The organism is Prevotella communis (assembly GCF_022024115.1).
GTDB lineage: Bacteria > Bacteroidota > Bacteroidia > Bacteroidales > Bacteroidaceae > Prevotella > Prevotella communis.
This window is the reverse complement of record NZ_CP091792.1, coordinates 2678490-2701936: the sequence shown is the minus strand read 5'-3', so window position 1 is coordinate 2701936 and position 23447 is coordinate 2678490. Positions and strand designations below refer to the sequence as shown.

The window sequence follows — 23447 nt, the reverse complement described above, 5'->3', positions numbered from 1 at the left end:
CTTTCATCATAAAAAAACGAGATTCATGTTTGTGAGTCTCGTTTTTTTATTGTACTTTTGTACCCATAATACTAAATAAAAAACAAGACTATGGCAACACCAGTTGAATTCAAGTATGCCCCTATGTTTCAGGTGGGCGAAGACAAAACCGAGTATAGACTGCTTTCTAAGGAAGGCATTACTACTGCTGAATTTGAAGGCAAGCAGATTGTGAAGGTATCAAAGGAAGCTCTGACGCTTTTGGCTCAGCAGGCTTTCCACGACGTAGAGTTTATGTTGCGTCGTGAGCACAACCTTCAGGTGGCAAAGATTCTTTCTGACCCTGAGGCCTCTGAGAATGACAAGTATGTAGCCCTGCAGTTCCTGCGCAATGCTGACGTGGCTTGCAAGGGTATCCTGCCTTTCTGTCAGGACACGGGTACAGCCATCATTCATGGTGAGAAGGGACAGCAGATCTGGACTGGTTTTGAGGATGAGAAAGCGCTGAGCCGTGGTGTGTATAACACCTTTACACAGGACAACCTGCGCTATTCACAGAACGCTCCTCTGAACATGTACGACGAGGTGAATACCCGTTGCAACCTGCCTGCACAGATTGATATCGAGGCTACCGAGGGTGCCGAGTATAAGTTCGTGATGGTGGCTAAGGGTGGTGGCTCTGCCAACAAGACCTATTTCTATCCCATGACGAAGGCTACCATCCAGAACGAGGGTACGCTGATTCCTTTCCTCGTAGAGAAGATGAAGACTCTGGGTACAGCTGCTTGTCCTCCTTATCACATTGCTTTCGTGATTGGTGGTACCTCAGCTGAGAAGAACTTGCTCACCGTGAAGCTCGCTTCAATCAAGTTCTATGACAACCTGCCTACTACGGGTGATGAGACGGGTCGTGCCTTCCGTGACATAGACTTGGAGGAGAAACTGCTGAAGGAGGCTCACAAGATTGGTCTTGGTGCCCAGTTCGGTGGTAAGTACCTGGCTCACGACATCCGCGTGATCCGTCTGCCTCGTCACGGTGCTAGCTGTCCTATCGGCATGGGCGTGTCTTGCTCTGCTGACCGCAATATCAAGGCAAAGATTAATGCCGACGGTATCTGGTTGGAGAAGATGGACGAGAATCCAACAGAGTTGATTCCTGAGGAGCTGCGCAAGCCCGGTGAAGGCGGCAAGGGTATTGAGATCGACCTGAACGAGGGTATCGATGCCGTTCGTAAGGAGCTCTCAAAATATCCTGTTTCTACCCGCGTCAACCTGAAGGGTACCATCATCGTGGCCCGTGATATCGCTCACGCTAAGCTGAAGGCACGTCTGGATGCTGGTGAGGGTATGCCTGAGTACTTCAAGAAATATCCTGTGCTGTATGCCGGACCAGCCAAGACGCCAGAGGGCTATCCTTGTGGTTCTATGGGTCCGACAACAGCTAACCGTATGGACCCCTACGTGGATGAGTTCCAGGCTAATGGCGCATCGCTTGTGATGATTGCCAAGGGTAACCGTTCTGATGTGGTTACTGAGGCTTGTAAGAAGCATGGTGGTTTCTATCTGGGTACTATCGGTGGCGTGGCTGCCGTTCTCTCTAAGAGTTCTATCAAGAGCATTGAGTGCGTTGAATATCCTGAACTGGGTATGGAGGCTGTGTGGAAGATTGACGTGGAGGACTTCCCCGCATTTATTCTCGTAGATGATAAGGGCAACGATTTCTTCAAGACCTTGAAGCCCTGGACTCCATGCGCAAAATAAACATCATTTGCCTGTTGGCTCTTCTCATGATGCCAATCTATGGCCATGCACAGCGCGAATTCGCGCCTGTGCATGGCGATTGTTTGCCTGATAATACTGATGACGCAATGGTGAGTCATCGGGCCGGGGTGAAGAAACTTCCTGCAGCGAAGACGAATTGGGATCCTGAGAAGACGTACAGGCAATTGGTGATTCTTGTTGAATTTTCTGATACGACATTCAGCTATTCCAGCACTCCGAACACCTTTTATCATAAGATGTTCAATGAGTCTGGCTTCAATGATGGCAATGGACCTGGCTGTGTGGCTGATTATTTCCGAGACCAGTCGAATGGTATCCTGAACCTGCAGTTTGATGTCTATGGTCCTGTGAAGGTAAGCAAGTCTTCCCAACCTTATTCAAATCCCACGAAGAGCACCAGAAACTATGGAAAAGATGCCTTTATCGAGGCTACGAATAAGGTGATAGAAGATAATCCGGGAATGGATTTCTCTGTATACGACTGGGATGGCGACCGCTATGTCGAGCAGGTGATTTATGTCTATGCAGGATGTACTGGCAATGTGAATAATGAAGCTTCATATGGACATATCTGGCCCAATACATCTTCGTTTAGCACCATAACAACCCCCGATAGCTATAAAATATCAAATTATACATGTAGCGCCGAATTGTGGCCTAGTAGTAAGCCTATTTCTTGTGGTTTAGGAACAGCCTGCCATGAGTTCACACATTCTTTGGGATTGCCGGATATCTATCCCGTAAATGGTAATGCTTACTCCGTTTGCGATGAGTGGGACTTGATGGATGGTGGTAATTTTACCAATTATGGATGGTGTCCGCCCAATTTTACGCCGATAGAGAAATGGATACTGGGGTGGCTCTCCTTTACTGACTTGGATAGTCCTGCCACCATTACGGGCTTGAAACCTGCTTCCGATGGGGGCAAGGTCTATCGCATCAAGCATTCTGACTCGGAATGGCTCCTCCTTGAGAACCGTCAGCATCAGGGTTGGGATGCAGGGGCACCAGGCAAGGGACTGGTTATCTATCATGTCAACTATGACGGCTCTGTATGGAGAGGTAACACGGTGAACAATAACGCTAATGCGCGTCGTTTTGAGCTGGTGCATGCCGACAATATGGATTACGATGTCTGGAGAGATTATGTGACTAAGAATGAACTGGGTACCTATGCGGTAAGTCCACGAATGCAAAACCGCCATCTTAGTACATCGCCTTATCCGTGGACAACTGATTCTACCTCGTTTGTCAATAATGAACTGACGGTGACATCTGTTCCTGCGCCTAAGATGAACTACCCTAATGGAGCTGGTGATTATCTGTTGGATAAGCCTATAACGAATATCCGGATGACGGAGGATGGATTGATATCTTTTGATTTCATGGGAGGCGACAAAACAGTCGTTGAACATGTAATAGCTCAAACTTCAAACTCTCAACCTCAAACCTACGATATGTTGGGATGCCAACTCTCTAGTCCCCGTGCTGCTGGTTTCTTCATCCAGCGGCGTGGTGATGGCACGATAAGAAAGTACTATAAGAAAATGCAGTAATAAACTTTATATTTATTAACTTAAAAACAAACTAAATTTATGAGATTAATTATTGAACCGAACTATGATTTAATGTCGCAGTGGGCTGCCAATTATGTAGTGGCTAAAATCAATGCTGCTAAACCTACAGCTGAAAAGCCTTTTGTACTTGGACTCCCCACAGGCTCATCTCCTATCGGTATGTATCGTGGCTTGGTGAAGGCTTACCAGGAGGGTAAGGTTTCATTCAAGAATGTCGTAACCTTTAATATGGACGAGTATGTAGGTCTGCCCGTAGAGCATCCTGAGAGCTACCACTCTTTCATGTTTACAAACCTGTTCAACCATATCGACTGTCCTAAGGAAAATATTCATATCCTCAATGGCAATGCGCATGATCTGGCTGCAGAGTGTGCCAACTACGAGAAGGAAATAGAGAAATTCGGTGGTATCGACCTCTTCCTTGGTGGTATCGGTCCCGATGGCCATATCGCTTTCAATGAGCCAGGTTCTAGCCTGACCAGCCGTACACGTCAGAAGACCCTGACTACGGATACGATTATCGCCAACTGCCGTTTCTTCGACAATGACGTGAACCAGGTGCCAAAGACGGCTCTCACCGTAGGTGTGGGTACTGTCATGGCTGCTAAGGAGGTGATGATCCTGGTGAATGGTCATGCCAAGTGTCGTGCTTTGCAGGCTGCTGTAGAGGGTAGCGTCAACCACATGTGGACTATCTCTGCCCTGCAGATGCACCAGCATGGTATTATCGTGGCCGATGATGCCGCTTGTGATGAACTGAAAGTTGGTACCTATCGTTACTTCAAAGATATTGAGCGTAACAACCTGCTGTAAGAATTAAGAGTTAAGAGTTGAGAGTTAAGAATTGAAACTGTATCCACTTCTCTTTCAGCCTAACCTGCACGAGGTAGTGTGGGGAGGCGACCGTCTCTGTCATTATAAGAAACTGCCTGGCTCTGATACGCCTATTGGTGAGAGTTGGGAGGTTAGTGCCGTACCATCCAGTCCCAGCATTATAGCCAATGGCGAGTATGCTGGACGTGACCTGATATCTGTTATCAATGAAGCCCCGGAGGATATCCTCGGACAGGCTGTCAACGAGCACTATCACGGTCAGCTGCCCCTGTTGGTGAAGTTCATCGACGCACGTCGTGACCTGAGCATTCAGGTGCACCCCAATGATGAGATGGCCCAGCGTGAGCATGGCAAGATGGGAAAGAGTGAGATGTGGTATATTATCGACGCTAAGCCTGGGAGTTATCTCTATGCCGGATTCAAGCAGGAGATAACCCCCGAGGCTTATAAACAGCATGTTGCCGATGGCACGATAACGGATGTGCTTGCCCGTCATGAGGTAAAGACGGGTGACGTGTTCTATTTGCCGGCTGGCAGAGTGCATGCTATCGGTGCCGGTATCCTGTTGGCTGAGGTCCAGCAGTCGTCGGATGTGACCTATCGTATCTTTGACTATAATCGTCCGGGTATGGATGGAAAGCCGCGTGAGTTGCATACAGAACTGGCTGCGCAGGCGCTCGACTATCATGTGGAGAGCGAATACCGCACTATCTACGACGAGAATATCAACCGTGCTAATCTGATAGTCGACTCACCTTATTTCAGCGTGCGCGTCACGGAGACACCTGAGAGCTTCCATCGTAATCTGCTGAAATATGACAGTTTTGTCATCACGATGTGTATTGATGGCGATTGTCATATCCGTCTGCGTGCCACTGGCGAGGAACTCCTGTTGCGTGAGGGCAATAGTGTGCTGATACCTGCTGTCCTGGCTGACTATGATGTGATACCCCTGAAACTGAGTACCCGTTTCCTCGATGCCTTTATCGACAATATGGATAAGAGTCTCGTGGGAAAGGTCACCCGTTTCCTCCACATCTGATATCCGTCACTTTTCGTGTCCAAAATAGTATTGTCCGCGTTTGCGGGTAATACTGCCGTAGTTGATGGCGTGTTTCGGACAATGGTGATAGCAGGCCAGACAGTTGGTGCATGAGTCGTCGTGCAGCCATGTAGGTGTGCCGTCTTTCATCAGTAGGTCGCCTGTAGGACAAACATTTGCGCATTTTCCGCAATGGATGCACAGGTCTGTATCTACCGTGAATTTCTTGTCCGTTATCATGTAGCTGTTGAAATAGGCACCAATCACATGCGAGAAAGTCCAGGGTGTCAGTCCTCGTTGGGTATGTACCTCACCCGTTTTCCTTTCCTTAATCATCCCGGTGTACCGGTCCAGGTCTTCGCTGGCCTTACTGATTTTCTCGTGCTCGCGCTCAGGCGTGTCGGTATACATAAACGGCAGGCAGACATACGACTCAGGCATGATGAGTGAGAAGGCACTGTCCAGACGCAATCCCTTCTTCCTGAGGTCTTTATCCAGCATCTCCATCGTTCGTCCGATGCTGTCGCCGCAAGTCACGAGGGCATAAATAAAATTAGAATTCAGAATTTTGAATTCAGAATTATCAATGAACTTCCTGACGATACGGGGTGGTTGCCAGCCGTGAACGGGGAAACAGAAGCCCAGTCGTTCACCTTCCTGCAACTCATACTCACACTTGCCTTTCTTCATCTCATCGGGGATGAAGAGCAGTCTCTCGCCCGTCTCCTGCGCCAGTCTTTCTGCCGCCCATCGGGTATTGCCTGTACCTGAGAAATAGAAAATCATGCTGCAAACTTATAAAAAAAAACTGAGATGAACAAATAAAACAGGTATAAAGCCGTTATATCATCAGTATGAACATTCATCCAGTTGCATATTTTCACTCCCCATTGACGTCGAAATTCGGCATACCGCGCCAGAGCGGACTGGCCGAAGAACTTGTCGGCACGATTGTCCTGGAACCGGAATACAGACGCGAAGAGGCTGTTCGTGGTCTGGAAGCCTTTGATTACTTGTGGCTTATCTGGGAATTCTCGGCTAACCCGCATGAACAGCAGGGACTGACCGTGCGCCCTCCTCGTCTAGGTGGCAACGAGCGGGTTGGCGTCTTTGCCTCCCGTTCACCGTTCCGTCCTAATCGTCTGGGTCTCTCGTGCGTACGTATAGATAAGGTGGAGATAGGGGAGAACGGCCCCGTGATTCATGTGAGGGGGGCTGATTTGATGGATGGTACGCCTATCTACGACATCAAGCCCTATGTGGCCTATGCCGACAGTCACCCTGAGGCAAGAAGTGGATTCGTAGATAAGAAAGTATGGAAACCTTTGTTTGTGGAGATACCGCAGACACTATCAAAGCATTTCACAGAAAATGAGTTGGCTGGTTTGAAACAAGTGCTCAGCCAGGATCCGCGTCCACGCTATCACGATGATGCAGAGCGTATATACGGCATGCCGTTTGCAGGCTGGGATGTACGCTTCCGTGTGGCCGATGGTGTGGTTACTGTTGTTGAGGTTCATCGAAACTGATACTGACTTTCTCATATCCCATAGCCATCAGCAGGCGACGTACCTGTGACTCTGCCAGCTGGCGGGTGCCTTCGCAGGTAGCAGGTGTGATACAGCGTGTTTTCATCTTGTGGCGAGCCCGCTCGTAGAGCGCCTGTCGGTCTTTGTTTGACCAAGAGCCTGATTCGTGGAACGACTGCGTACGTGCCTCGTCAATGAAATGGTTGTCGAGTAGTGTAATCTGTGGCAGTTGTACAGCTAACGAATCTTCGTGCATAGAAATTCGAGAGGCGTCAAAGTCGCTGAGGTCTAGTCCTAAGCGGATGGTTCCATAATAGATACGTACCAGGTGGTCATCAGAGAAGAACCCCTTGCGCACGGTATCTACCAACTCCTCATCATTGATAGCCATAAACTCCCATTGGCCGATACGTCGGATGCTTTCTATCTCTGAGGGTGTCATAATCATTTCCGACGTGTCTTCAGAGTGTAATCCTGGCAGACGGTCGGACAACTTATCGAAGAAGAAAAGGCCGATGAGTCCAAGCGTCAGGACGAATACCAGTACGATGGCAGCTATGCCTCCGCAGGTGAATAGTAATTTTTTGTTATGTTGCTCCATAGTGCTACTCCAATCTGCGTATTAAGTCTTGAGGGTTATAGTCTGAACGGAACTGGATGGTGATGTCCTGTTCGCGGAATCCCATCTGTGTAATGATGGGTACCAAAATACGTACCGCATCCTCGCGTGCAGTCCGCTCAATACCCAGTTCGGGTATCTCAGAAATAATAGCCTTGCGTCCCTGCGCTTCAAAGCGCACCATCTCTTGATCTGTGAAATCATCGCGAAATCCCGTCACATACTCTTTGATATTATCGTGGTCTATCTCTGTACTGGTCAGCATGACGGCAGGGTCGGGTAGGGTGACGATTATTTTTTCACCCTGTCGCTTAATATGATGCTCCCTGACTTGATTCATATCGATATACCCTTTCAGCGTGGCATTGATGGGGATGATAATCTTCCGGTCGCCAAAGACATTGAGACCGAAAGAGATGCCGAATCCGCTGATCTCACGGTTGGATTCACACGCCACCAGTTTGTGAATGCGATATTCTGTGGTATATAGACGCGAGCAGCGCTGAATCTGCGCGACCAGCATAGGGATGCTATCAAAAGCGTATGCCTCTTCTGTATCAGACTTCTCACTCCTTCCGCAACTCATAGAAAGAAGTGGTAATAGGCATATAAAGATTAATCCTATGAGTTTTCTCATATCTTATATTACTTTTTCTGAATTGCAAAAATACAAAAAAAAGAGAATAAAAATGATAAATTATAAGTTTTTTTGTATCTTTATTAAACTTTTCTTTTTTTGATGCGTCATAAAGATAGTTACTTGCTAGCGAGGCATCCGGAGGCTGAGCTGCAACTCAAGAAAAAAACTAGAAGTCAAATTATAAACTATTGATGAAATGAAGAAACTTGTTTTAACAATGATTGCAATGGTGACCATGAGCCTCAGCGCAATGGCACAGGATACAGCCCAGGTACGCCGACAGTTCAATCCTGAACAGATGGCAAAGATGCGTACGGATGCAGTGGTAAAGAAATATGGACTGAACGACGATCAGGCTAAGAAACTATTAGACCTGAACACCCGTTTCGCAGGTAAGATTCGCCCTATGGGCCCGATGGGAGGCCAGCGTCGCGGTGGACAGCGTATGCAGGGTGACAGACCTCAGAGAATGAACCCCGATAGCCTGAGAGCACAGGGACAGCGTCGCGGAAAGGGACAGCGTGGCGGTGGTTTCAATCGCGAGGAAATGCAAAAGAATATGGAGGACTATAATAATGAGCTGAAAGCCATACTGACTCCCGAGCAGTATGAGGCTTACCAGAAGGACGAGCAGCAGAACCGCCGTCAGTTCAACGGTCCCCGCAGAGAAAGACCAACACAAAGGCAATAAGATAATAAATGATTTTTTCATAGTGATTAGGTAAATTAGTTTTTCAGTGATGACAATGCGCCCGCTATATAAAATAGTGGGCGTTTTTTTGTGCCGTCTCGTTTTTTTTCTGTAATTTTGCCGAAAATTATGAATATGAAACGCTATATACCTTTTATAATGGTTGCGGGTATCCTCGCTTTTGGTGCCTGCAAGGAGAAGAAAGAGTCCAAGGATATCATCACGACGAAATATGTGCCTAAGAAGCCTCAGGCTCCTATCGCCATGCCCGTAGATACCAAGACCACGCATATCACGTGGCAGGACAAACCCTACACAATACAGATTGACCGTGTGTCGGATGATAGTCTGAAGCAGGTGAAAGACGAGAATGGTCAGCCTTATTTCGACAACCGTGTCAGCGTGACCATCAAGCGTCAGGATGGTAGCGTGTTTTTCAAGAAAGTATTTACCAAGGCCTCATTCAGTTCATACATCGACGATACATTCCGCAACAATGGCATCCTGGCGGGAATCCAGTATGATGAGATAGGCGACAGGGGGCTGGAGTTCTCTGTTGTCGTAGGCATGCCTGATGCTCTTGACGATGTGTTTGTTCCTTTAGAGCTGGTCATTGACCGTCAGGGAGCTATCAGTATCAGTCGTGATGATGATATGGATATGCTCGATTATGATGATCGTGAAGGTGATTTCGACGAGGAGGGCGTATAGCGTGCTATACACTTGACGATATCAGACTATGCCAGGCCTCTGCAAGGTCTGGCATTTTTGCGAAAATCAAGTTGGCGCCAGCATCAGCTAATACTTTATCTGGCAGAGGACCAGTGTTGACTGCTAGGGTGAAAATCTGTGCTGCCACGCCTGCCTTTACGCCAAGTGGCGCATTTTCTACAACAAATGCCTCCCAGGGTTTCAGGTTGCCACATTTCTGTAACCCCATCAGATAAGGATCGGGGGCTGGCTTACCATGCTTCACATCGTATGCCGTCACGATATGGTCTTCACTCAGATACGTACCAAAATCCTTCAGCAGTCGGTTGATAAGCGGACGCTGTCCGCTACCTGTCACCACGCCGATAGTAAGTCCGTCAGCATGAATCTGTGCCATCAGGTCCAGTACGCCTTGCATCACGTTTGTCTCGGGCAGCGCATGAAACTGGCGCGTCTTCTCATCGTACATACGTTGGGCCTCCATCTCATCAATGTCGCGTCCCTGCTGTTTTTTTACCATCATGCGGATGGTGTCCACACCGCGGGCTCCCTCTGTGGCATAGGCATCGTCTACTGTCATCCTGATACCAAACGTAGCCATGGATTTCTGCCAGGCTACGGCATGGTGCGACATCGAGTCATAGAGCACGCCGTCCATATCGAAAAGCACGGCTTTGGGGCGAAGTGCCCCAAAACCGTGTTTCTCTAAGTATTGCTGAATAGCTTGTTTCATTATTTCTCTTTAGCCAGTCTTTCCTTGATAGCCTTCGACTCAGCCTCGTATCCAGGCTTGTCGAGCAGGGCAAACATGTTCTTCTTGTAAGCCTCCACACCAGGCTGGTTGAAGGGGTTCACGCCGAGCACGTTACCGCTGATACCGCAAGCAATCTCGAAGAAGTAAATCAACTGACCAATGTAGTACTCGTTGAGCTTGGGCACGCTGATGCGCATGTTGGGCACACCACCATCCACGTGAGCCAGACGAGTACCCAGCTCAGCCATCTTGTTCACCTCGTCCACACGCTTGCCAGCCAGGAAGTTCAGACCGTCCAGGTTCTCCTCGTCGCTGGGGAACAGCAACTTCTTCTCGGGCTCTTCAATGCTGATAACAGTCTCGAAGATGGTGCGCTCGCCCTCCTGAATCCACTGACCCATAGAGTGCAGGTCGGTGGTGAAGTCAACAGATGCGGGGAAGATACCTTTGCCATCCTTACCCTCGCTCTCGCCATAGAGCTGCTTCCACCACTCTGAGAAGAAGTGGAGTTTGGGCTGATAGTTCACCATGATCTCAATCTTCTTGCCACTCTGATACAGACCGTTGCGTACGGCAGCATACTGCGCTGCGAGGTTCTCGCTGAAAGGTACGTCCTTACCGCAAGCTTTCTCCATATCCTGAGCACCAGCCACCAGCTGCTTCACGTCGAAACCGGCGCAGGCGATAGGCAGCAGGCCTACAGGAGTGAGCACAGAGAAACGGCCACCCACGTTATCGGGGATGATGAAACTCTTGTAACCCTCCTTATCGGCACAGGTACGTGCAGCACCGCGCTTGGCGTCGGTCACTGCCACGATTACCTTCTTGGCCTCTTCTTTACCGCGCTGAGCCTCGCACTGCTTCTTCAGCAAACGGAAAGTCAGGGCTGTCTCGGTAGTCGTACCACTCTTGGAGATATTGATAACACCAAACTTCTTATCCTTCAAGTATTCTGTCATCTCAAACAGATAGTCCTCGCCAATATTGTTTCCAGCAAAGAGAATTGTGGGATTTTTCTTATCCTGAATGAGCCACGCAAAACTATTGCCCAGAGCTTCAATGACAGCGCGAGCACCCAAGTATGAACCACCGATGCCAGCTACTACTACTACCTCGCAGTTCTGGCGCAGCGTGTCGGCGCAAGCCTGAATCTCTGCCAGGAATGCAGGGGTGATAGATGATGGGAGGTGAAGCCATCCCAGAAAATCGTTACCAGGGCAGGTGCCGTTCTCAAGGGCTTCCTGTGCTGCCTTTACCTTTGGCTCAAAAGCAGCTACTGCACCTTCTGCCAAAAAACAGGAGGCCTTCGTAATGTCAAGCGTAATATTCTTCATATATTTATATAGTTAGATATTTCAAAATCTTGTGCAAAGGTACTAAAAGTCGGGCTAAATACAAAAGGAAAACAGATATATTTTTATCCCGGGATATAGTACACATCAAGATAGAATGATGAAAAAGGTACTTGAAGAATATAACGTGTGATTTGTGGAGTATGGCTGTTGCTAAATCTCCATCACAAAACGGGCACCATTTGTATAACTGGTGTCAAGATGAATGTCCCCCCCAAGGCGGCGTGCCAGTGAGCGTGCTATCGTGAGCCCTATGCCTGTTCCGTCATAGTATTCATCGAGTTGTATGAATTCTTCGAAAATTCGCTCTGCGTCTTCTGGCGGCACCCCTATGCCTGTGTCTTCAATGGTAAACACCGTTTTGTCGTGATCAGACGTAACCTTCATGACCACTTTTTTCTTCTCCCCTAAGTTCCCATTTGTATTATGCTGGAGTCGTGCTTCGGCATCGTGAGTAAACTTCTTCGCGTTGTCGAGCAGCAGTGTCAGCGCGCGGGTGGCAGCTCGCAGGTTTGTCTGCAGATACATATTCTCGGTTTCAGGTGACAGTTGAAGGTCGAATGTCAGATGCTCTGCGTTGCAGATGCCCGACTCGTCGATGGCTTGGGTGGCAATTTGAACGATGGGTACGTTGTCTGTGCGATCAATGATGCTTTTACTGCTTACCTCAGACAGTTCAAGCATCTTGTTGACCAACGAGGTGATACGATCGGTGTTTTCGGTTATCTTGCTGTTGATATCCAGTCGAGTGGCATCATCCAATTCCATACCGGGGGTGGTGATTACCTGCGTAAAGCCCGATAGAATATTCAGTGGCGTGCGTATCTCGTGCGACATCTGTTGTATGAAACAGGTCTTCATCCTGGCTGATTCCTCAGCATGTGCATTGGCAATGGCCAGTTGCTCGTTCTTCTGTTCCAACTGGGCATTGGCGGCTGCCAGACGGCGTTCGGCTCTGTGACGGAAGTAAGTATAGACAGAGAAGAAAACTGTGATGACGATAATCGCAGCTATGAGCGACATAATACGTGCCTTTGACAAATGTTCCTGTTGTTGCAGTATCTGTTCCTCCTTCTGTCGTATTGTCTCCTGCTCGTCAGAGTCAATCCATTGCGACTTGATAATAGCGGAGTCCAGTCGCTGACAAATCTGATTGGCTACAACACTGGCAGAATCGAGCTGTCCAGTCATCAGGTTAACGCGATACTTCTTCAGCAAATATTTCTGGATATCATCCAGTGAGTACCCCGATTGGGCATGAATAAAGATGTTGTCGAGATTGCGCAGTATTCTGGCAGCAGCATGCCATTTGCCCGACATCGCCAAATAGTCGCTGGCATCCAGCTGGCCTTCGTCGGTGTTTGCAAAGTTAGATTGCTGAAAAGCCGTAAAAGTATTTTCTGCTTCGTGAATTTTACCGATGCCTTCAAGTCCGATGGCCTCAAAGATATAGCAGCGGGCTTGCTGCTTATCGATATATGTCGAATCATCCGGAAATAACTGTTTGTACTCACTAATCAGTTTACTAAAGCGTTGGTTCCAGAATAGCCCCTTTTCATATTTCTTCTCGCTGAGCCAACCGTAGGTGATATTGATAACCCCCACTGCGGCATCGTGATACGTCTCGCGGTTCTGTTCTTTGGCAATGTATTCCAGATGTCGCTGGAATGCTTGTTCGAAAAGTTGGGGCACCTCTTCGTCCTCTATGTTGAAATGTCTCCTGCAGCATCCTGCGAAGACAAGCAGATTGGTATAGTCGCTCGTCGCAGTGTAATGGTGGTAGTTCAAATGCTCCAGAGCATTTCTCACCACCTGACTGGCACTTTGGAAGTTGTAATAGCGAATATGTAGTCCTGCCAGATAACTGGCCGAACGGGCATAAGTATCCAGATCTGCAGGATCATCAGAGCTTTCAATAGCTGCCATAGCTTCTTTCCAGTAAAATTCGGCTGTATGTACCTGCGACATGCGATAGTAGGCAAAGCCCTGCCAGAAATAACTTTCAGCCTCGCTCAGCACTTTTTCCTTTCCCAGACTGTCGGCTAATACCTGCATACGACTGAAGTCTTTCTGCTGGGAAGCATCTGTTATCATCTTGATGGCGTCATTAAGTGCAGCCTGTTCGTCGCTGTTTTCACAGCTGATGAGTGGCATTGTAATGGCGACAACAGTAATCCATATAAGTATAGGTATTAATCGTGGTCTTAGCATTTTATAGTTTAAAGTAAAATCCGTGTTTATTTATATTTGCGGCAAAGATACGAAATATTTCCGAAAAAGAGTAATAGTTGTCTAAATTTAACGAATGTTGATGACATGATAATTTGGTACCATCTGAAAATGATTTCGATAGTTATGCAATTTTGTGAATAGTTTCCTTCATGATGGGGGAAAATAGGTGTAGAGATTGCAGGAAAATGAAATTATTTCTGTACCTTTGCACTTAAATTTTGAGAAGAGCATAAAAATGAAGAAAGTCAACATAGCCATTTTCGCATCTGGAGGTGGTACAAATTGTGAGAATATCATCCGATATTTTAAGGATTCTGATGAGGTTTGCACGGCCTTGGTTGTCAGCAATAAGGCAGAGGCTCCTGTGCTTGGAAAAGCTCTGAAGTTGGGCGTGCCTGTTCAGATCGTCACAAAAGCAGAGTTGAATGATGAGGCGGTGATGATGCCCTTACTGCAGCAATATGCTATCGACTTCATTGTATTGGCAGGTTTTCTTCCTTTAGTACCTGATTTCTTAATCGAGGCCTTTCCGCGTCGCATCGTGAATATTCACCCCTCGCTGTTGCCGAAATTTGGTGGCAAGGGCATGTGGGGACATCATGTACACGAGGCCGTGAAGGCTGCAGGAGAGACAGAGACGGGTATGACTGTTCATTGGGTCACACCCGTTTGTGATGGAGGCGATATCATTGCCCAGTATCGTGTGGCGCTCTCGCCAGAGGATTCTGCGGATACGATCTCTGAGAAAGAGCACGCGTTGGAGATGAAATACTATCCGTTGGTCATCTTGCGTGCATTGAACGAGACTTTCTAACAGCTCGTTTTATCGTCTACCTCTTAACTCCTTATTTCTTAAAATAGTCATTCTTCATCTTGATAACAAAGATAATCACCGCACAGGTTGCTGTGATGACGTTGGTTGTGAAGATGAAGATACCAGAACGGCCCAGCATTAATCCCTGGCTCATGAAACAGATGCTGCCTATTGACATCATGATGAAGCCTGGCAGGGAAATACCGTCAGTATTTCGTGTCCTGATGGTTTGTATGGCCTGAGGCAGATAACCGAAAATCAGTCCGAGGCTACCCAGCCAACCAAAGATTTGAAATAAAAGCTCATGTTCCATAGTAGTTGAAAATAATGTTATTCAGTGTGCAAATATAAATAAAAAAACCGACATTGATACGAATATGCGTGGAATTTCGTCCTCTCATGACATTTTTTTAGCGTAATGTGCCGACATTTGAAATAAAAATGTTAATTTTGCACTCTAAAACTACAATTTATGCAAAAATCTGCTACTACATCGATGAAATAATGTTGGTATTTAAAGTTAAACAATAAAACATTTTTGCAAAGAAAAGATAATGATTAACAAGAGCGTTTTAATTAGACTGGTATCCCTCTATGTCATACCATACTTGTTATTGCTGACGGCTATACTCGTAATGATGTATATATATCCGAAACCGGAACTACACCTGATGCTCAACTCCTTTCATTCAGGCGTCCTGGATTTTTTCTTTAAATTCTATACCCTGATGGCGGAGTGGCCCTTGTATGTCCTGGCTTTCCTGCCCTCGTTGTGGAAGCGCAACAAGATGACGCTTTTCTTTGCGATGTGTGAGCTGACGGGAGGTACCATCCTGCAAATCCTGAAGCACACGATCAGCAACCCCCGTCCTGTGAGCGTATTCGAGGATTATCCCGACCTGGTATTGCCTTTGGTTCAGGGCGTGGATATGCACCACAGTAATTCCTTTCCCTCAGGCCACGCCTCTACGTTCTTCATGTTCTGTACCTGCAGCGTCATTGTGCTGGCGTATTTCTTTAGCCGGAAGGATGCATTGAAAACGCTCAGGAACCAGATCCTGTTTGACGTGGCGCTGGTGGCGTTGCTGGTTCTTGCAGCCATGGGTGCCTATTCGCGCGTCTATCTTTCCCAGCACTTCCTGTCGGATGTGTGTGTAGGCAGCATCATCGGCTTTACCACCCCCTTCCTGATGTTCTGGCTGTGCAGGAACAAAGTATTGAAACTTAAAAAAGAAGAGACAAAATGATAGCTTTATTTGAACAGGTGAAAAAGGTGTTCCGACGCCCCCTTTCGCTTTTTGCATTCTCGAGTATCGTCAGTATAGGCACACTGCTGCTCTACAACATACCATTCTTCCGGTTTGTCATCGACAACAGCAACGAAAGTCCGTTGGGTGTTACCTGGCTGACGGTGTCACTGGTGATTATCATGCTGGTGCTCAACTTCATGATGGCCTGTCTGGCTATGTTCTGCCTGAGAATTGTAGGCCGCATCCTGATGGCCATCATGGCTGTTATCAATGCCACGGCCGTCTATTTCATCCTGACCTACAGCGTCTATATCGATGCCACCACCATCGAGAATGTGTTCAACACCCGATATTCTGAGGCTTCCGGCTTCTTCAGCTGGTCGCTGTGGCTGTTCATCTTTGTCTTCGGCATCCTGCCGGCCTTGTTCTGCCTGTTCCAGCCCGTCGTCATTGGCAAGGTGAAGAAACTGGCCGTCTATTGCGGCAGTTCCCTGGCCATTATCCTTGTCGTGGCATTGCTCAACATCAACCAGACGCTTTTTATCAGTCAGCACGACACCGAACTGGGTGGCTTGCTGCAGCCCTGGTCGTATATCGCCAATACCTGCCGCGTCATCAGCTTTATGCAGGACGAGCAGGCCGAGGAAATCAAACTGCCCGATGGCAAGATTACGGACAACGAGAAGGCTGTGGTGGTGCTCGTCATTGGCGAGTCGGCCAGAAAAGCCAATTTCCAGCTCTATGGCTACAAGCGTGACACCAATCCGCTGCTGTCGAAACAGCAGAAACTGAAGGTGTTCCAGACCCAGTCGTGTGCTACCTATACCACGGCTGGCACCAAGGCTATCCTGGAGCCGAAGGATTGTGGCGACCTCTACGAACTGCTGCCCAACTATGCTTTCCGTACGGGTGTGGATGTGTCGTGGCGTACCTCTAACTGGGGAGAACCGCCTATCCATATCGATGAATACCTGACAGACTCCGAACTGGCTGATATGTATCCCGATGTGGATGGCAACTATGACGGAATCCTCTTTGCTGGCCTCCGTCAGCGTATTGAGTCAAGTCCCAAGAACAAGGTGCTGATTATCCTGCACACCAGCACCAGCCACGGTCCTCAGTATGCCAAGAAATATCCCAAAGAGTTCGAGGCCTACAAGCCCGTAGCCCAGAATGTGGAGGAGGGCGAGAAGCATGTGGACCGTCTTGTCAATGCCTACGATAATAGCATCCGCTATACAGACTATCTCCTCAATGGTCTTATCGACACCCTGCAGACGATGAAAGGCTGGAAGCGTGCCATGATTTTCATCTCTGACCATGGTGAGTCACTGGGTGAGAACAAGATGTTTATGCATGGCCTGCCCATGAAACTTGCACCCAGGGAGCAGTACGAGATTCCGTTCTTTGTCTGGACTTCAGATAATTTCAGGACCTATAAGCAGGACCTGCCAGCGGTGCTGGAACAGCACTATATCTTCCACTCCGTGCTCAATCTGCTCTCTATCCAGTCGCCGGCCTATCAGGAGGAGTTTGATATCTTCGTGAATCCCAAGCGTTGACGGATTCACTTCTCAAAGCATAAAAAAATGAGCACCCTGCAAAGGATGCTCATTCTTTTTTGATATCGTGATTGCTTATTCAGCAGTCTCTTCGTCGTTTGCCTTAAAGCTAGCCAGATCCTCTACCTGGAATGCCTTGATGTAAGCGCTCTTACCGAGAACATCCTCCTCGGCCATGCGAACGTATACGTTGGCACTCTTCTCGAAGAGCTCAGGAGCCTTGGTGGCGTCGCGCAGGATCAGGAGTGACATCACCAGCTCGGCAGTCATGTCGTACAGACGACGAGCCAGGAAGTCGTGAGCATCCTGATTGTCGAGAGCCTTCACGTTGTTCAGAGCCTCCTCGTAAACGGGAACGAGCTTCTCAACGCGTGCCTTCAGGTTCTTCAGGCTGTCGCTCACCTCGAGACCAGCGAGCATCTCCTTGATATTGTTGAGCATAGTGCCGTTGGTGATGTAGCGGATAGCAGCTACAACCTGCAACTGAGTGGTACCCTCGTAGATAGAGAAGATACGGGCGTCGCGGAACAGGCGCTGGCTCTTGTACTCCATGATGAAGCCTGAACCACCGTGGATGCTGATAGCATCGTAGGCGTTCTGGTTGGCATACTCAGAGTTCATACCCTTGGCCAGTGGGGTGAAGGCATCAGCCAGACGCTGGTACTTCTTCAGCTCCTGCTTCTCCTCAGGAGTGAGTTTGCGGTCGCGCTCGATGTCCTCGAGGCACTTGTAGATATCCACATAAGCGGCTGTCTCGTACAGCAGTGAACGACCAGCATCGAGCTTGGCCTTCATGCGACTGAGCATGTCGTAAACAGCGGGGAAGTTGATGATCTTGTCACCAAACTGCTGACGCTCCTTGGCGTAAGCCAGACCCTCGTTGTAAGCCTCCTGCTCAACACCTACACTCTGTGCAGCGATACCCAGACGGGCGCCGTTCATCAGAGCCATCACGTACTTGATAAGTCCCAGACGGGTGCTACCGCAGAGCTCTGCCTTAGCGTTCTTATAAGTGAGCTCACAGGTAGGTGAGCCGTGGATACCCAGCTTGTGCTCGATGTGACGAACATCAACACCGCCCTGACGCTTGTCGTAGATGAACATTGACAGACCACGTCCGTCCTTGGTGCCTTCCTCAGAACGAGCCAGCACGAGGTGGATGTCGCTATCACCATTGGTGATGAAGCGCTTTACACCGTTCAGACGCCAGCAGTTCTCCTTCTCGTCGAAGGTGGCCTTCAGCATCACGCGCTGCAGGTCAGAACCAGCATCAGGCTCGGTCAGGTCCATACTCATACCCTCACCAGCGCAAACGCGGGGGATGTACTTCTGGCGCTGCTCCTCTGAACCGAACTCGTACAGAGTGTCGATACAGCTCTGCAGGCTCCAGATGTTCTGGAAACCGGCATCGGCAGAAGAAATCATCTCAGAGAGCATAGAGAACACGGTGTTAGGCAGATTCAGACCGCCGTAACGACGAGGCATAGAAACACCCCACAGACCAGCCTTACGGGTGGCGTCGAGGTTCTCGTAAGTCTTAGAGGCGTAGATCATACGACCGTTCTCGAGGTGTGGACCTTCGAGGTCAACGCTCTCAGAGTTTGGCTCGATAATATTGGCAGCCACGTCGCCGGTGATGTCGAGAATCTGCTTGTAGTTCTCGATGGCATCGCCCAGGTCAACGGGAGCGTAGTCATATTCTTTCGCATCAGCGAAACCCTTTTCTTTCAGCTCAACGATACGAGCCATAAGGGGATGGTTCAAGTAGAACCCGATCTCAGGATGATCGCTATAATAATTTGCCATAATTACTTCGAATTTTGCTTATAGTATTTAATGAGTTTGGGAACTACCTCTTCAACGGTACCAACGATCACGTAGTCGGCAATCTTGTTGATAGGAGCATCGGGATCTGAGTTGATGCTGATGATGATACCAGAATCCTGCATACCAGCGATGTGCTGAATCTGTCCAGAGATACCACAGGCGATGTACACCTTGGGGTGAACGGTAACACCAGTCTGACCAATCTGACGGTCGTGATCCAGCCAGCCAGCATCAACAGCGGCACGAGAACCACCAACCTCACCATGCAGCACCTTGGCCAACTCGAACAGCTGGTCGAAGTTCTCCTTGCAGCCCATACCGTAACCACCGGCTACAACGATAGGCGCACCCTTCAGGTTGTGCTTGGCAGCCTCTACGTGGTGATCCAGAACCTTTACGACGAAAGCCTCGGGGCTCACATACTTGCTTACCTCAGGATAAACAACCTCCTTGCGGCACTCGCCATCGTACAGGGCCTTCTGCATCACGCCTGAGCGTACAGTAGCCATCTGTGGACGGTGGTCGGGGTTCACGATGGTAGCAACGATGTTACCACCGAAGGCAGGACGAATCTGATAAAGCAGGTTCTCGTATGTCTTGTTGTTCTTCTTATCCTCGAAGGGACCAATCTCCAGCTCTGTGCAGTCGGCAGTCAGACCAGAGGTCAGGGATGATGATACACGTGGACCGAGGTCACGGCCAATCACGGTAGCACCCATCAGGCAGATCTGTGGCTGCTCCTCCTTGAAGAGGTTCACCAGAATATCAGTGTGGGGAGCTGAGGTGTAGGGGAACAGGTCCTTAGCATCGAAAACAAACAGCTTATCGACACCGTAAGGCAGAATCTGATCCTCAACCTTGCCCTTGATGCCAGTACCGGCAACAATGGCGTGGAGCTCAACCTTGAGTTCATTGGCGAGCTTACGACCCTTGGTCAGCAGCTCCTGAGATACTTCCTGTACCTGAGTACCTTCAATTTCGCAATATACAAATACGTTGTTCATATCTCAATTAACCAATAATCTTCTCATCCAACAATTCTTTGATCATTCCCTCGATATCAGCATCAGAAGCCGTCAAAGTCTTCGACTCCTTAGCCTGGAACACGATGTTCTTGATGGCCTTCACCTTGGTGGGTGAGCCATTCAGACCGCACTGGTTCACATCGCCGTCAACATCGGCCACGCTCCACTGGTTGAGTGTGAGCTCAGGGCGCTCGTCGTACAGATAGTCGTAGGCAGTACCCTCGGCTGGACGCTCCATAGGACAGGTAGCGCGCTTGTACTTCATCACCAGCTTAGCGTTCTGGGGACGACAGGGAGCGGCACTTCCGTTCACGGTAATCACAACTGGCAGAGGAGCCTCTACAGTCTCCACACCACCGTCGATCACACGCTTGATGGTAGCCTTACCATCCTTCACTGAAAGAACCTCCTCAGCATAAGTCACCTGGTTGAGACCCAGCTTCTGAGCCACCTGAGGACCTACCTGAGCGGTATCACCGTCGATAGCCTGACGACCACCAATCACGATGTCAACATCGCCAATCTTCTTGATGGCTGTAGCCAATGCGTAAGAAGTAGCGAGGGTATCAGCACCGGCGAAGAGACGGTCGGTCAGCAACCAACCAGTATCAGCGCCACGATAAAGTCCCTGACGGATAATCTCACCTGCACGTGGAGGACCCATCGTGAGGATTCCTACTGTTGAGCCTGGGTTCTGCTCCTTCAGGCGAAGGGCCTGCTCCAGGGCATTCAAATCTTCTGGATTGAAGATGGCGGGCAGGGCTGCACGGTTTACGGTGCCTTCGGCAGTCATTGCGTCCTTACCCACGTTACGGGTGTCTGGCACTTGCTTGGCCAGCACAACAATTTTCAAAGCCATAATATAAATAAATAATGTATTTTCGTTTTAAAACGGGTGATTTTTTTCAAAATCGACCGCAAAGGTACTATTTTTTACGCACACAGCCAAATATTATGCACAAAAACCGTCGGTATGTGCACAATTTGGCCGTTTTGTGCAAGGATTGTATCCTTTCTGAAATACTTACACCTGAATTTTCTGCCAGAGATTGGCATTGGTCTTCACCACGAGACCTTCTTTTACCCAGCGACAGATGATGGTCTTCACCACAGGCGACTCGTTATTGGCTAGGCGGAGGTTCACCAAGTCTTCCTTCGTAAACTCTTTGGGCAGTACATCCAGATAGCGGATATTTCCTTTTGAAGCCTGGGGGCTCACCGCATTGTCGTGGAGGGCATCAATCTTGTTGCCATAGAGTTGCAACTGGTAGTGCAGACATCGTTCGGCATACCATACGGCGAACCTGATGGCGCGCTCCGTTTCCTGGCGACCTTCCAGCAGGTAGGCGATGATGCCGGCACGGAAACCATTGAGGGCAGCACGACGACGCAAGACGTCGAGTGAATAGCGCAATGTCTGCAGGTACTCCTGTCGCTTCTCTTCATCCCACGCCTCGATGGCCTTGTTGATGAGAGGCAGTTCTATCTCGCCTTCCTCGTCCATCAAGCAGAGGCACTGGCGCTTCACCTTCTCCTCATCCTCCTGACTCCACGGCTTGAAATGAGGCATACGTGCGCCTACCATATCGGGCAGCAACACAGGCGTCACTCGGCTCACCAGTCCACTCTCGGCATCAGCGAAGAATGCACGGCACTTATTGGGCGTTCCGCACATCACCATATTGTAATAGAGGGTGACCTTGCCAGAGAATGAGTCCTTCGATATGCGATGCTGACCCCAGGGCTTGTTGTCGTAGGCCAGACGGAACAGGTCGTTCTTCTCTGTCCACGCGCCGCCCTTGTTGTTCTTCAGCACCGTCTCAATCTCAGGGGCATAGGTAAACAGATGTTTGCCCTTGGCATAGAGAGCTCGTTCCAGAAAGGCCGACACACCGATGTTGGGCTCGATGATGCGAATCTGGGCACAGGGGTTCTCTACCTCCTCGCCGTTTTTCTTGGCCAGCGAGTACTCAATCTCCTTCTGCCATTCCACCTCGTCCTGCTTGATGATAGGGTCCATCAGCAACTCAAACTCTGCGTCAACAAACGACTTACCTGTGGCCTGAGGGGCTTCGATATCCACAATGAAGCTGGGTGAGTTCAGTTTCCCGTCGCGATACTTGGCGCGGATGCCTGTGGCCAGTGTGCCCAACATAGGCATTGCTGCCATCAGCGTGGCCTCGCGAAACTCCTCTGGGGCATGGTCGCTGAGGTCCTGAAGGATGCCAGGTAACTCGTTGTCGACAGGAGCTACAGTTGATTCTTCACTCTCTGCCGAACCTGCTTCGGTGGCTGCTCCAAGCGACGAGAGCACCTCGTTCATCATTGATGGGATGCCTGCAGGACGGGTGCTGCCTACGGCACTCTTGATGGTCGACTGCACCTCATGGTCCGACAAGCCCCAATGGGGTAGGATAGTGAACAACTTCTGCTCGTCGAAGTCACAGATGAAGCGCATGTAGCGACTCATGGTGTAGAGCGCCATGTTGCGCTCGCCCTCAGCAGGTGCATCGCCATACCCCAGTTTCCAGAGCAGGGCCTGCACGATGTTCTCGTAAGGGATGCCCTTGTAGTTCGAGCCCCCTAAGTTAGGGGGTTGGGGGGCTGAACAAGTTTCAGAGCCGTTTTCGTTCTTTTCTGTAAGAGGTGATTCCTCGTTCAGACCCCTGTTGTCCCCTAACTTAGGGGACGAAGGCTGTTCCTCAAACACTATTGGATCCAGCAACTTTACATACTTCTCGCTGGCCATGAAGCAACAGCGGGCCAGGTCGGTGACGTGCGAGTCGTAGCTGACACCCAGTCGGGAGGCCAGCTTCTGGATATCCTCCTCGATGGTGGCGCCTGGGGTACGCCAAGCCCAGATGTGGGTGCCGCCGCCTGCACTCTCGGCGAAATAGACGATACGATATTCCTCAATGAGGTTCTCGTCCTGCACCTTCTGCCAGAGTTGCTCCGTCAGTCCCTTCTCGTCGATGTCGAGGTAGAAGAGTCCTGAGGGCACTGCATCTTCAGCCTTGCGCGTACCATTGTTAAAACTCTGTGCAAGGGGAAGCCATACGGGCAGTTCCTTCTTGCGATCCAAACGGTTGTTCTGCTTCACGTCCTGAAGGATTTCCTCCACGTGATTCTTCGCCAGCAGTTGACGATAAGCAGCCATGCTCGCCTTGCGAGGCTTGCCGCTAAATGATGATGCCATTTGTATCATAGCGGCGGCAAAGGTCACAAGG

21 protein-coding genes are annotated in these 23447 nt (G+C 49.3%); 10 read left to right on the top strand and 11 right to left on the bottom strand.

The features are described from left to right. Window positions 1-90 precede the first annotated feature (90 nt). Genes L6468_RS11310 through L6468_RS11295 form a run of 4 tightly spaced genes read left to right on the top strand, consistent with a single transcriptional unit; the run spans window position 91 to window position 5214 of the window. Window positions 91-1740, top strand: a complete 1650-nt coding sequence (locus tag L6468_RS11310) for a fumarate hydratase (protein WP_237793314.1) — start codon at window positions 91-93, stop codon at window positions 1738-1740. Then, entirely contained in the window at window positions 1728-3317 is a 1590-nt protein-coding gene (locus L6468_RS11305; protein ID WP_237793313.1) for a M6 family metalloprotease domain-containing protein, read from the top strand. The genes L6468_RS11310 and L6468_RS11305 overlap by 13 nt, the downstream gene beginning before the upstream one ends. 39 nt (window positions 3318-3356) lie before the next feature. Next, complete coding sequence (gene nagB, locus L6468_RS11300) at window positions 3357-4151, top strand: glucosamine-6-phosphate deaminase (RefSeq protein WP_091816900.1); 795 nt, start codon at window positions 3357-3359, stop codon at window positions 4149-4151. A 31-nt stretch (window positions 4152-4182) separates the two neighbouring features. Next, entirely contained in the window at window positions 4183-5214 is a 1032-nt protein-coding gene (locus L6468_RS11295; RefSeq protein ID WP_237793312.1) for a type I phosphomannose isomerase catalytic subunit, read from the top strand. Window positions 5215-5220: 6 nt separating this feature from the next. Here L6468_RS11295 and L6468_RS11290 read toward each other — a convergent pair whose 3' ends face one another. After that, entirely contained in the window at window positions 5221-6000 is a 780-nt protein-coding gene (locus tag L6468_RS11290; protein ID WP_237793311.1) for an EFR1 family ferrodoxin, read from the bottom strand. Window positions 6001-6068: 68 nt separating this feature from the next. Between L6468_RS11290 and tsaA the strand changes: the two genes are divergently transcribed. Next, window positions 6069-6743: a tRNA (N6-threonylcarbamoyladenosine(37)-N6)-methyltransferase TrmO gene (gene tsaA, locus L6468_RS11285; RefSeq protein ID WP_237793310.1), complete on the top strand. Its 675-nt coding sequence runs from the start codon at window positions 6069-6071 to the stop codon at window positions 6741-6743. Here the strand turns inward: tsaA and L6468_RS11280 are convergent. Together L6468_RS11280 and L6468_RS11275 are read right to left on the bottom strand one after the other, a co-directional pair. Beyond that, the gene (locus L6468_RS11280; protein ID WP_237793309.1) at window positions 6715-7344 is read right to left on the bottom strand and encodes a DUF4230 domain-containing protein; all 630 of its coding nucleotides are present in this window, start codon (window positions 7342-7344) and stop codon (window positions 6715-6717) included. The two genes, tsaA and L6468_RS11280, sit on opposite strands and share 29 nt — an antisense overlap. A 4-nt stretch (window positions 7345-7348) precedes the next feature. Next, window positions 7349-7948, bottom strand: a complete 600-nt coding sequence (locus L6468_RS11275) for a DUF4230 domain-containing protein (RefSeq protein WP_237793308.1) — start codon at window positions 7946-7948, stop codon at window positions 7349-7351. Window positions 7949-8198: 250 nt separating this feature from the next. Here L6468_RS11275 and L6468_RS11270 point away from each other — a divergent pair, with 250 nt between their 5' ends. Both L6468_RS11270 and L6468_RS11265 read left to right on the top strand, forming a co-directional pair. Beyond that, on the top strand, window positions 8199-8693 hold the full coding sequence (locus L6468_RS11270; protein ID WP_237793307.1) for a DUF4890 domain-containing protein: 495 nt from the start codon (window positions 8199-8201) through the stop codon (window positions 8691-8693). Window positions 8694-8828: 135 nt separating this feature from the next. Next, window positions 8829-9404, top strand: coding sequence for a DUF4738 domain-containing protein (locus L6468_RS11265; RefSeq protein WP_237793306.1), 576 nt, complete (start codon window positions 8829-8831; stop codon window positions 9402-9404). A gap of 4 nt (window positions 9405-9408) precedes the next feature. Here the strand turns inward: L6468_RS11265 and L6468_RS11260 are convergent, their stop codons facing one another. From L6468_RS11260 to L6468_RS11250, 3 genes are all read right to left on the bottom strand, one after another. Then, window positions 9409-10137 carry an inorganic diphosphatase gene (locus tag L6468_RS11260; protein ID WP_091816926.1) on the bottom strand — a complete coding sequence of 243 codons (729 nt, stop codon included), beginning with the start codon at window positions 10135-10137 and terminating at the stop codon, window positions 9409-9411. Next, complete coding sequence (locus L6468_RS11255) at window positions 10137-11492, bottom strand: glucose-6-phosphate isomerase (RefSeq protein WP_237793305.1); 1356 nt, start codon at window positions 11490-11492, stop codon at window positions 10137-10139. Before L6468_RS11255 ends, L6468_RS11260 begins: the two co-directional genes overlap by 1 nt. 171 nt (window positions 11493-11663) lie before the next feature. Further along, a complete protein-coding gene (locus L6468_RS11250) occupies window positions 11664-13664 on the bottom strand; it encodes a sensor histidine kinase (RefSeq protein WP_237793304.1) in 2001 nt (666 codons plus the stop codon). Window positions 13665-13977: 313 nt separating this feature from the next. On the opposite strand from L6468_RS11250, the gene purN reads away from it, so the two are divergent. Further along, window positions 13978-14556 (top strand): phosphoribosylglycinamide formyltransferase, encoded by a 579-nt coding sequence (gene purN, locus L6468_RS11245; RefSeq protein ID WP_237793303.1) that lies wholly within the window; start codon window positions 13978-13980, stop codon window positions 14554-14556. 31 nt (window positions 14557-14587) lie between these two features. On the opposite strand, the gene L6468_RS11240 is transcribed toward purN, so the two are convergent. Continuing rightward, window positions 14588-14869 carry a SemiSWEET family sugar transporter gene (locus tag L6468_RS11240; RefSeq protein WP_237793302.1) on the bottom strand — a complete coding sequence of 94 codons (282 nt, stop codon included), beginning with the start codon at window positions 14867-14869 and terminating at the stop codon, window positions 14588-14590. A 322-nt stretch (window positions 14870-15191) separates the two neighbouring features. Between L6468_RS11240 and L6468_RS11235 the strand changes: the two genes are divergently transcribed. Then, on the top strand, window positions 15192-15803 hold the full coding sequence (locus tag L6468_RS11235) for a phosphatase PAP2 family protein (protein ID WP_176756995.1): 612 nt from the start codon (window positions 15192-15194) through the stop codon (window positions 15801-15803). Then, window positions 15800-17368, top strand: coding sequence for a sulfatase-like hydrolase/transferase (locus L6468_RS11230; protein WP_237793301.1), 1569 nt, complete (start codon window positions 15800-15802; stop codon window positions 17366-17368). The genes L6468_RS11235 and L6468_RS11230 overlap by 4 nt, the downstream gene beginning before the upstream one ends. Before the next feature lie 75 nt (window positions 17369-17443). Here L6468_RS11230 and L6468_RS11225 read toward each other — a convergent pair whose 3' ends face one another. The 4 genes from L6468_RS11225 to L6468_RS11210 form a co-directional block, all read right to left on the bottom strand. Further along, window positions 17444-19174 carry an acyl-CoA dehydrogenase family protein gene (locus L6468_RS11225; protein WP_237793300.1) on the bottom strand — a complete coding sequence of 577 codons (1731 nt, stop codon included), beginning with the start codon at window positions 19172-19174 and terminating at the stop codon, window positions 17444-17446. A 2-nt stretch (window positions 19175-19176) separates the two neighbouring features. Next, window positions 19177-20199 carry an electron transfer flavoprotein subunit alpha/FixB family protein gene (locus L6468_RS11220; RefSeq protein ID WP_237793299.1) on the bottom strand — a complete coding sequence of 341 codons (1023 nt, stop codon included), beginning with the start codon at window positions 20197-20199 and terminating at the stop codon, window positions 19177-19179. A 7-nt stretch (window positions 20200-20206) separates the two neighbouring features. Further along, window positions 20207-21079: an electron transfer flavoprotein subunit beta/FixA family protein gene (locus L6468_RS11215; protein ID WP_036909744.1), complete on the bottom strand. Its 873-nt coding sequence runs from the start codon at window positions 21077-21079 to the stop codon at window positions 20207-20209. 165 nt (window positions 21080-21244) lie between these two features. Further along, a complete protein-coding gene (locus tag L6468_RS11210) occupies window positions 21245-23416 on the bottom strand; it encodes a YfjI family protein (protein ID WP_237793298.1) in 2172 nt (723 codons plus the stop codon). Between the last annotated feature and the right edge of the window lie 31 nt (window positions 23417-23447).

Bases quoted from the DNA above. Each gene is read 5' to 3' on its own strand.
- L6468_RS11310 (WP_237793314.1), top strand. From the start codon at position 91: ATGGCAACACCAGTTGAATTCAAGTATGCCCCTATGTTTCAGGTGGGC.
- L6468_RS11305 (WP_237793313.1), top strand. From the start codon at position 1,728: ATGCGCAAAATAAACATCATTTGCCTGTTGGCTCTTCTCATGATGCCA.
- nagB (WP_091816900.1), top strand. From the start codon at position 3,357: ATGAGATTAATTATTGAACCGAACTATGATTTAATGTCGCAGTGGGCT.
- L6468_RS11290 (WP_237793311.1), bottom strand. From the start codon at position 6,000: ATGATTTTCTATTTCTCAGGTACAGGCAATACCCGATGGGCGGCAGAA.
- tsaA (WP_237793310.1), top strand. From the start codon at position 6,069: ATGAACATTCATCCAGTTGCATATTTTCACTCCCCATTGACGTCGAAA.
- L6468_RS11280 (WP_237793309.1), bottom strand. From the start codon at position 7,344: ATGGAGCAACATAACAAAAAATTACTATTCACCTGCGGAGGCATAGCT.
- L6468_RS11275 (WP_237793308.1), bottom strand. From the start codon at position 7,948: ATGAGTTGCGGAAGGAGTGAGAAGTCTGATACAGAAGAGGCATACGCT.
- L6468_RS11270 (WP_237793307.1), top strand. From the start codon at position 8,199: ATGAAGAAACTTGTTTTAACAATGATTGCAATGGTGACCATGAGCCTC.
- L6468_RS11265 (WP_237793306.1), top strand. From the start codon at position 8,829: ATGAAACGCTATATACCTTTTATAATGGTTGCGGGTATCCTCGCTTTT.
- L6468_RS11260 (WP_091816926.1), bottom strand. From the start codon at position 10,137: ATGAAACAAGCTATTCAGCAATACTTAGAGAAACACGGTTTTGGGGCA.
- L6468_RS11255 (WP_237793305.1), bottom strand. From the start codon at position 11,492: ATGAAGAATATTACGCTTGACATTACGAAGGCCTCCTGTTTTTTGGCA.
- L6468_RS11250 (WP_237793304.1), bottom strand. From the start codon at position 13,664: ATGCCACTCATCAGCTGTGAAAACAGCGACGAACAGGCTGCACTTAAT.
- purN (WP_237793303.1), top strand. From the start codon at position 13,978: ATGAAGAAAGTCAACATAGCCATTTTCGCATCTGGAGGTGGTACAAAT.
- L6468_RS11240 (WP_237793302.1), bottom strand. From the start codon at position 14,869: ATGGAACATGAGCTTTTATTTCAAATCTTTGGTTGGCTGGGTAGCCTC.
- L6468_RS11235 (WP_176756995.1), top strand. From the start codon at position 15,192: ATGATGTATATATATCCGAAACCGGAACTACACCTGATGCTCAACTCC.
- L6468_RS11230 (WP_237793301.1), top strand. From the start codon at position 15,800: ATGATAGCTTTATTTGAACAGGTGAAAAAGGTGTTCCGACGCCCCCTT.
- L6468_RS11225 (WP_237793300.1), bottom strand. From the start codon at position 19,174: ATGGCAAATTATTATAGCGATCATCCTGAGATCGGGTTCTACTTGAAC.
- L6468_RS11220 (WP_237793299.1), bottom strand. From the start codon at position 20,199: ATGAACAACGTATTTGTATATTGCGAAATTGAAGGTACTCAGGTACAG.
- L6468_RS11215 (WP_036909744.1), bottom strand. From the start codon at position 21,079: ATGGCTTTGAAAATTGTTGTGCTGGCCAAGCAAGTGCCAGACACCCGT.
- L6468_RS11210 (WP_237793298.1), bottom strand. From the start codon at position 23,416: ATGGCATCATCATTTAGCGGCAAGCCTCGCAAGGCGAGCATGGCTGCT.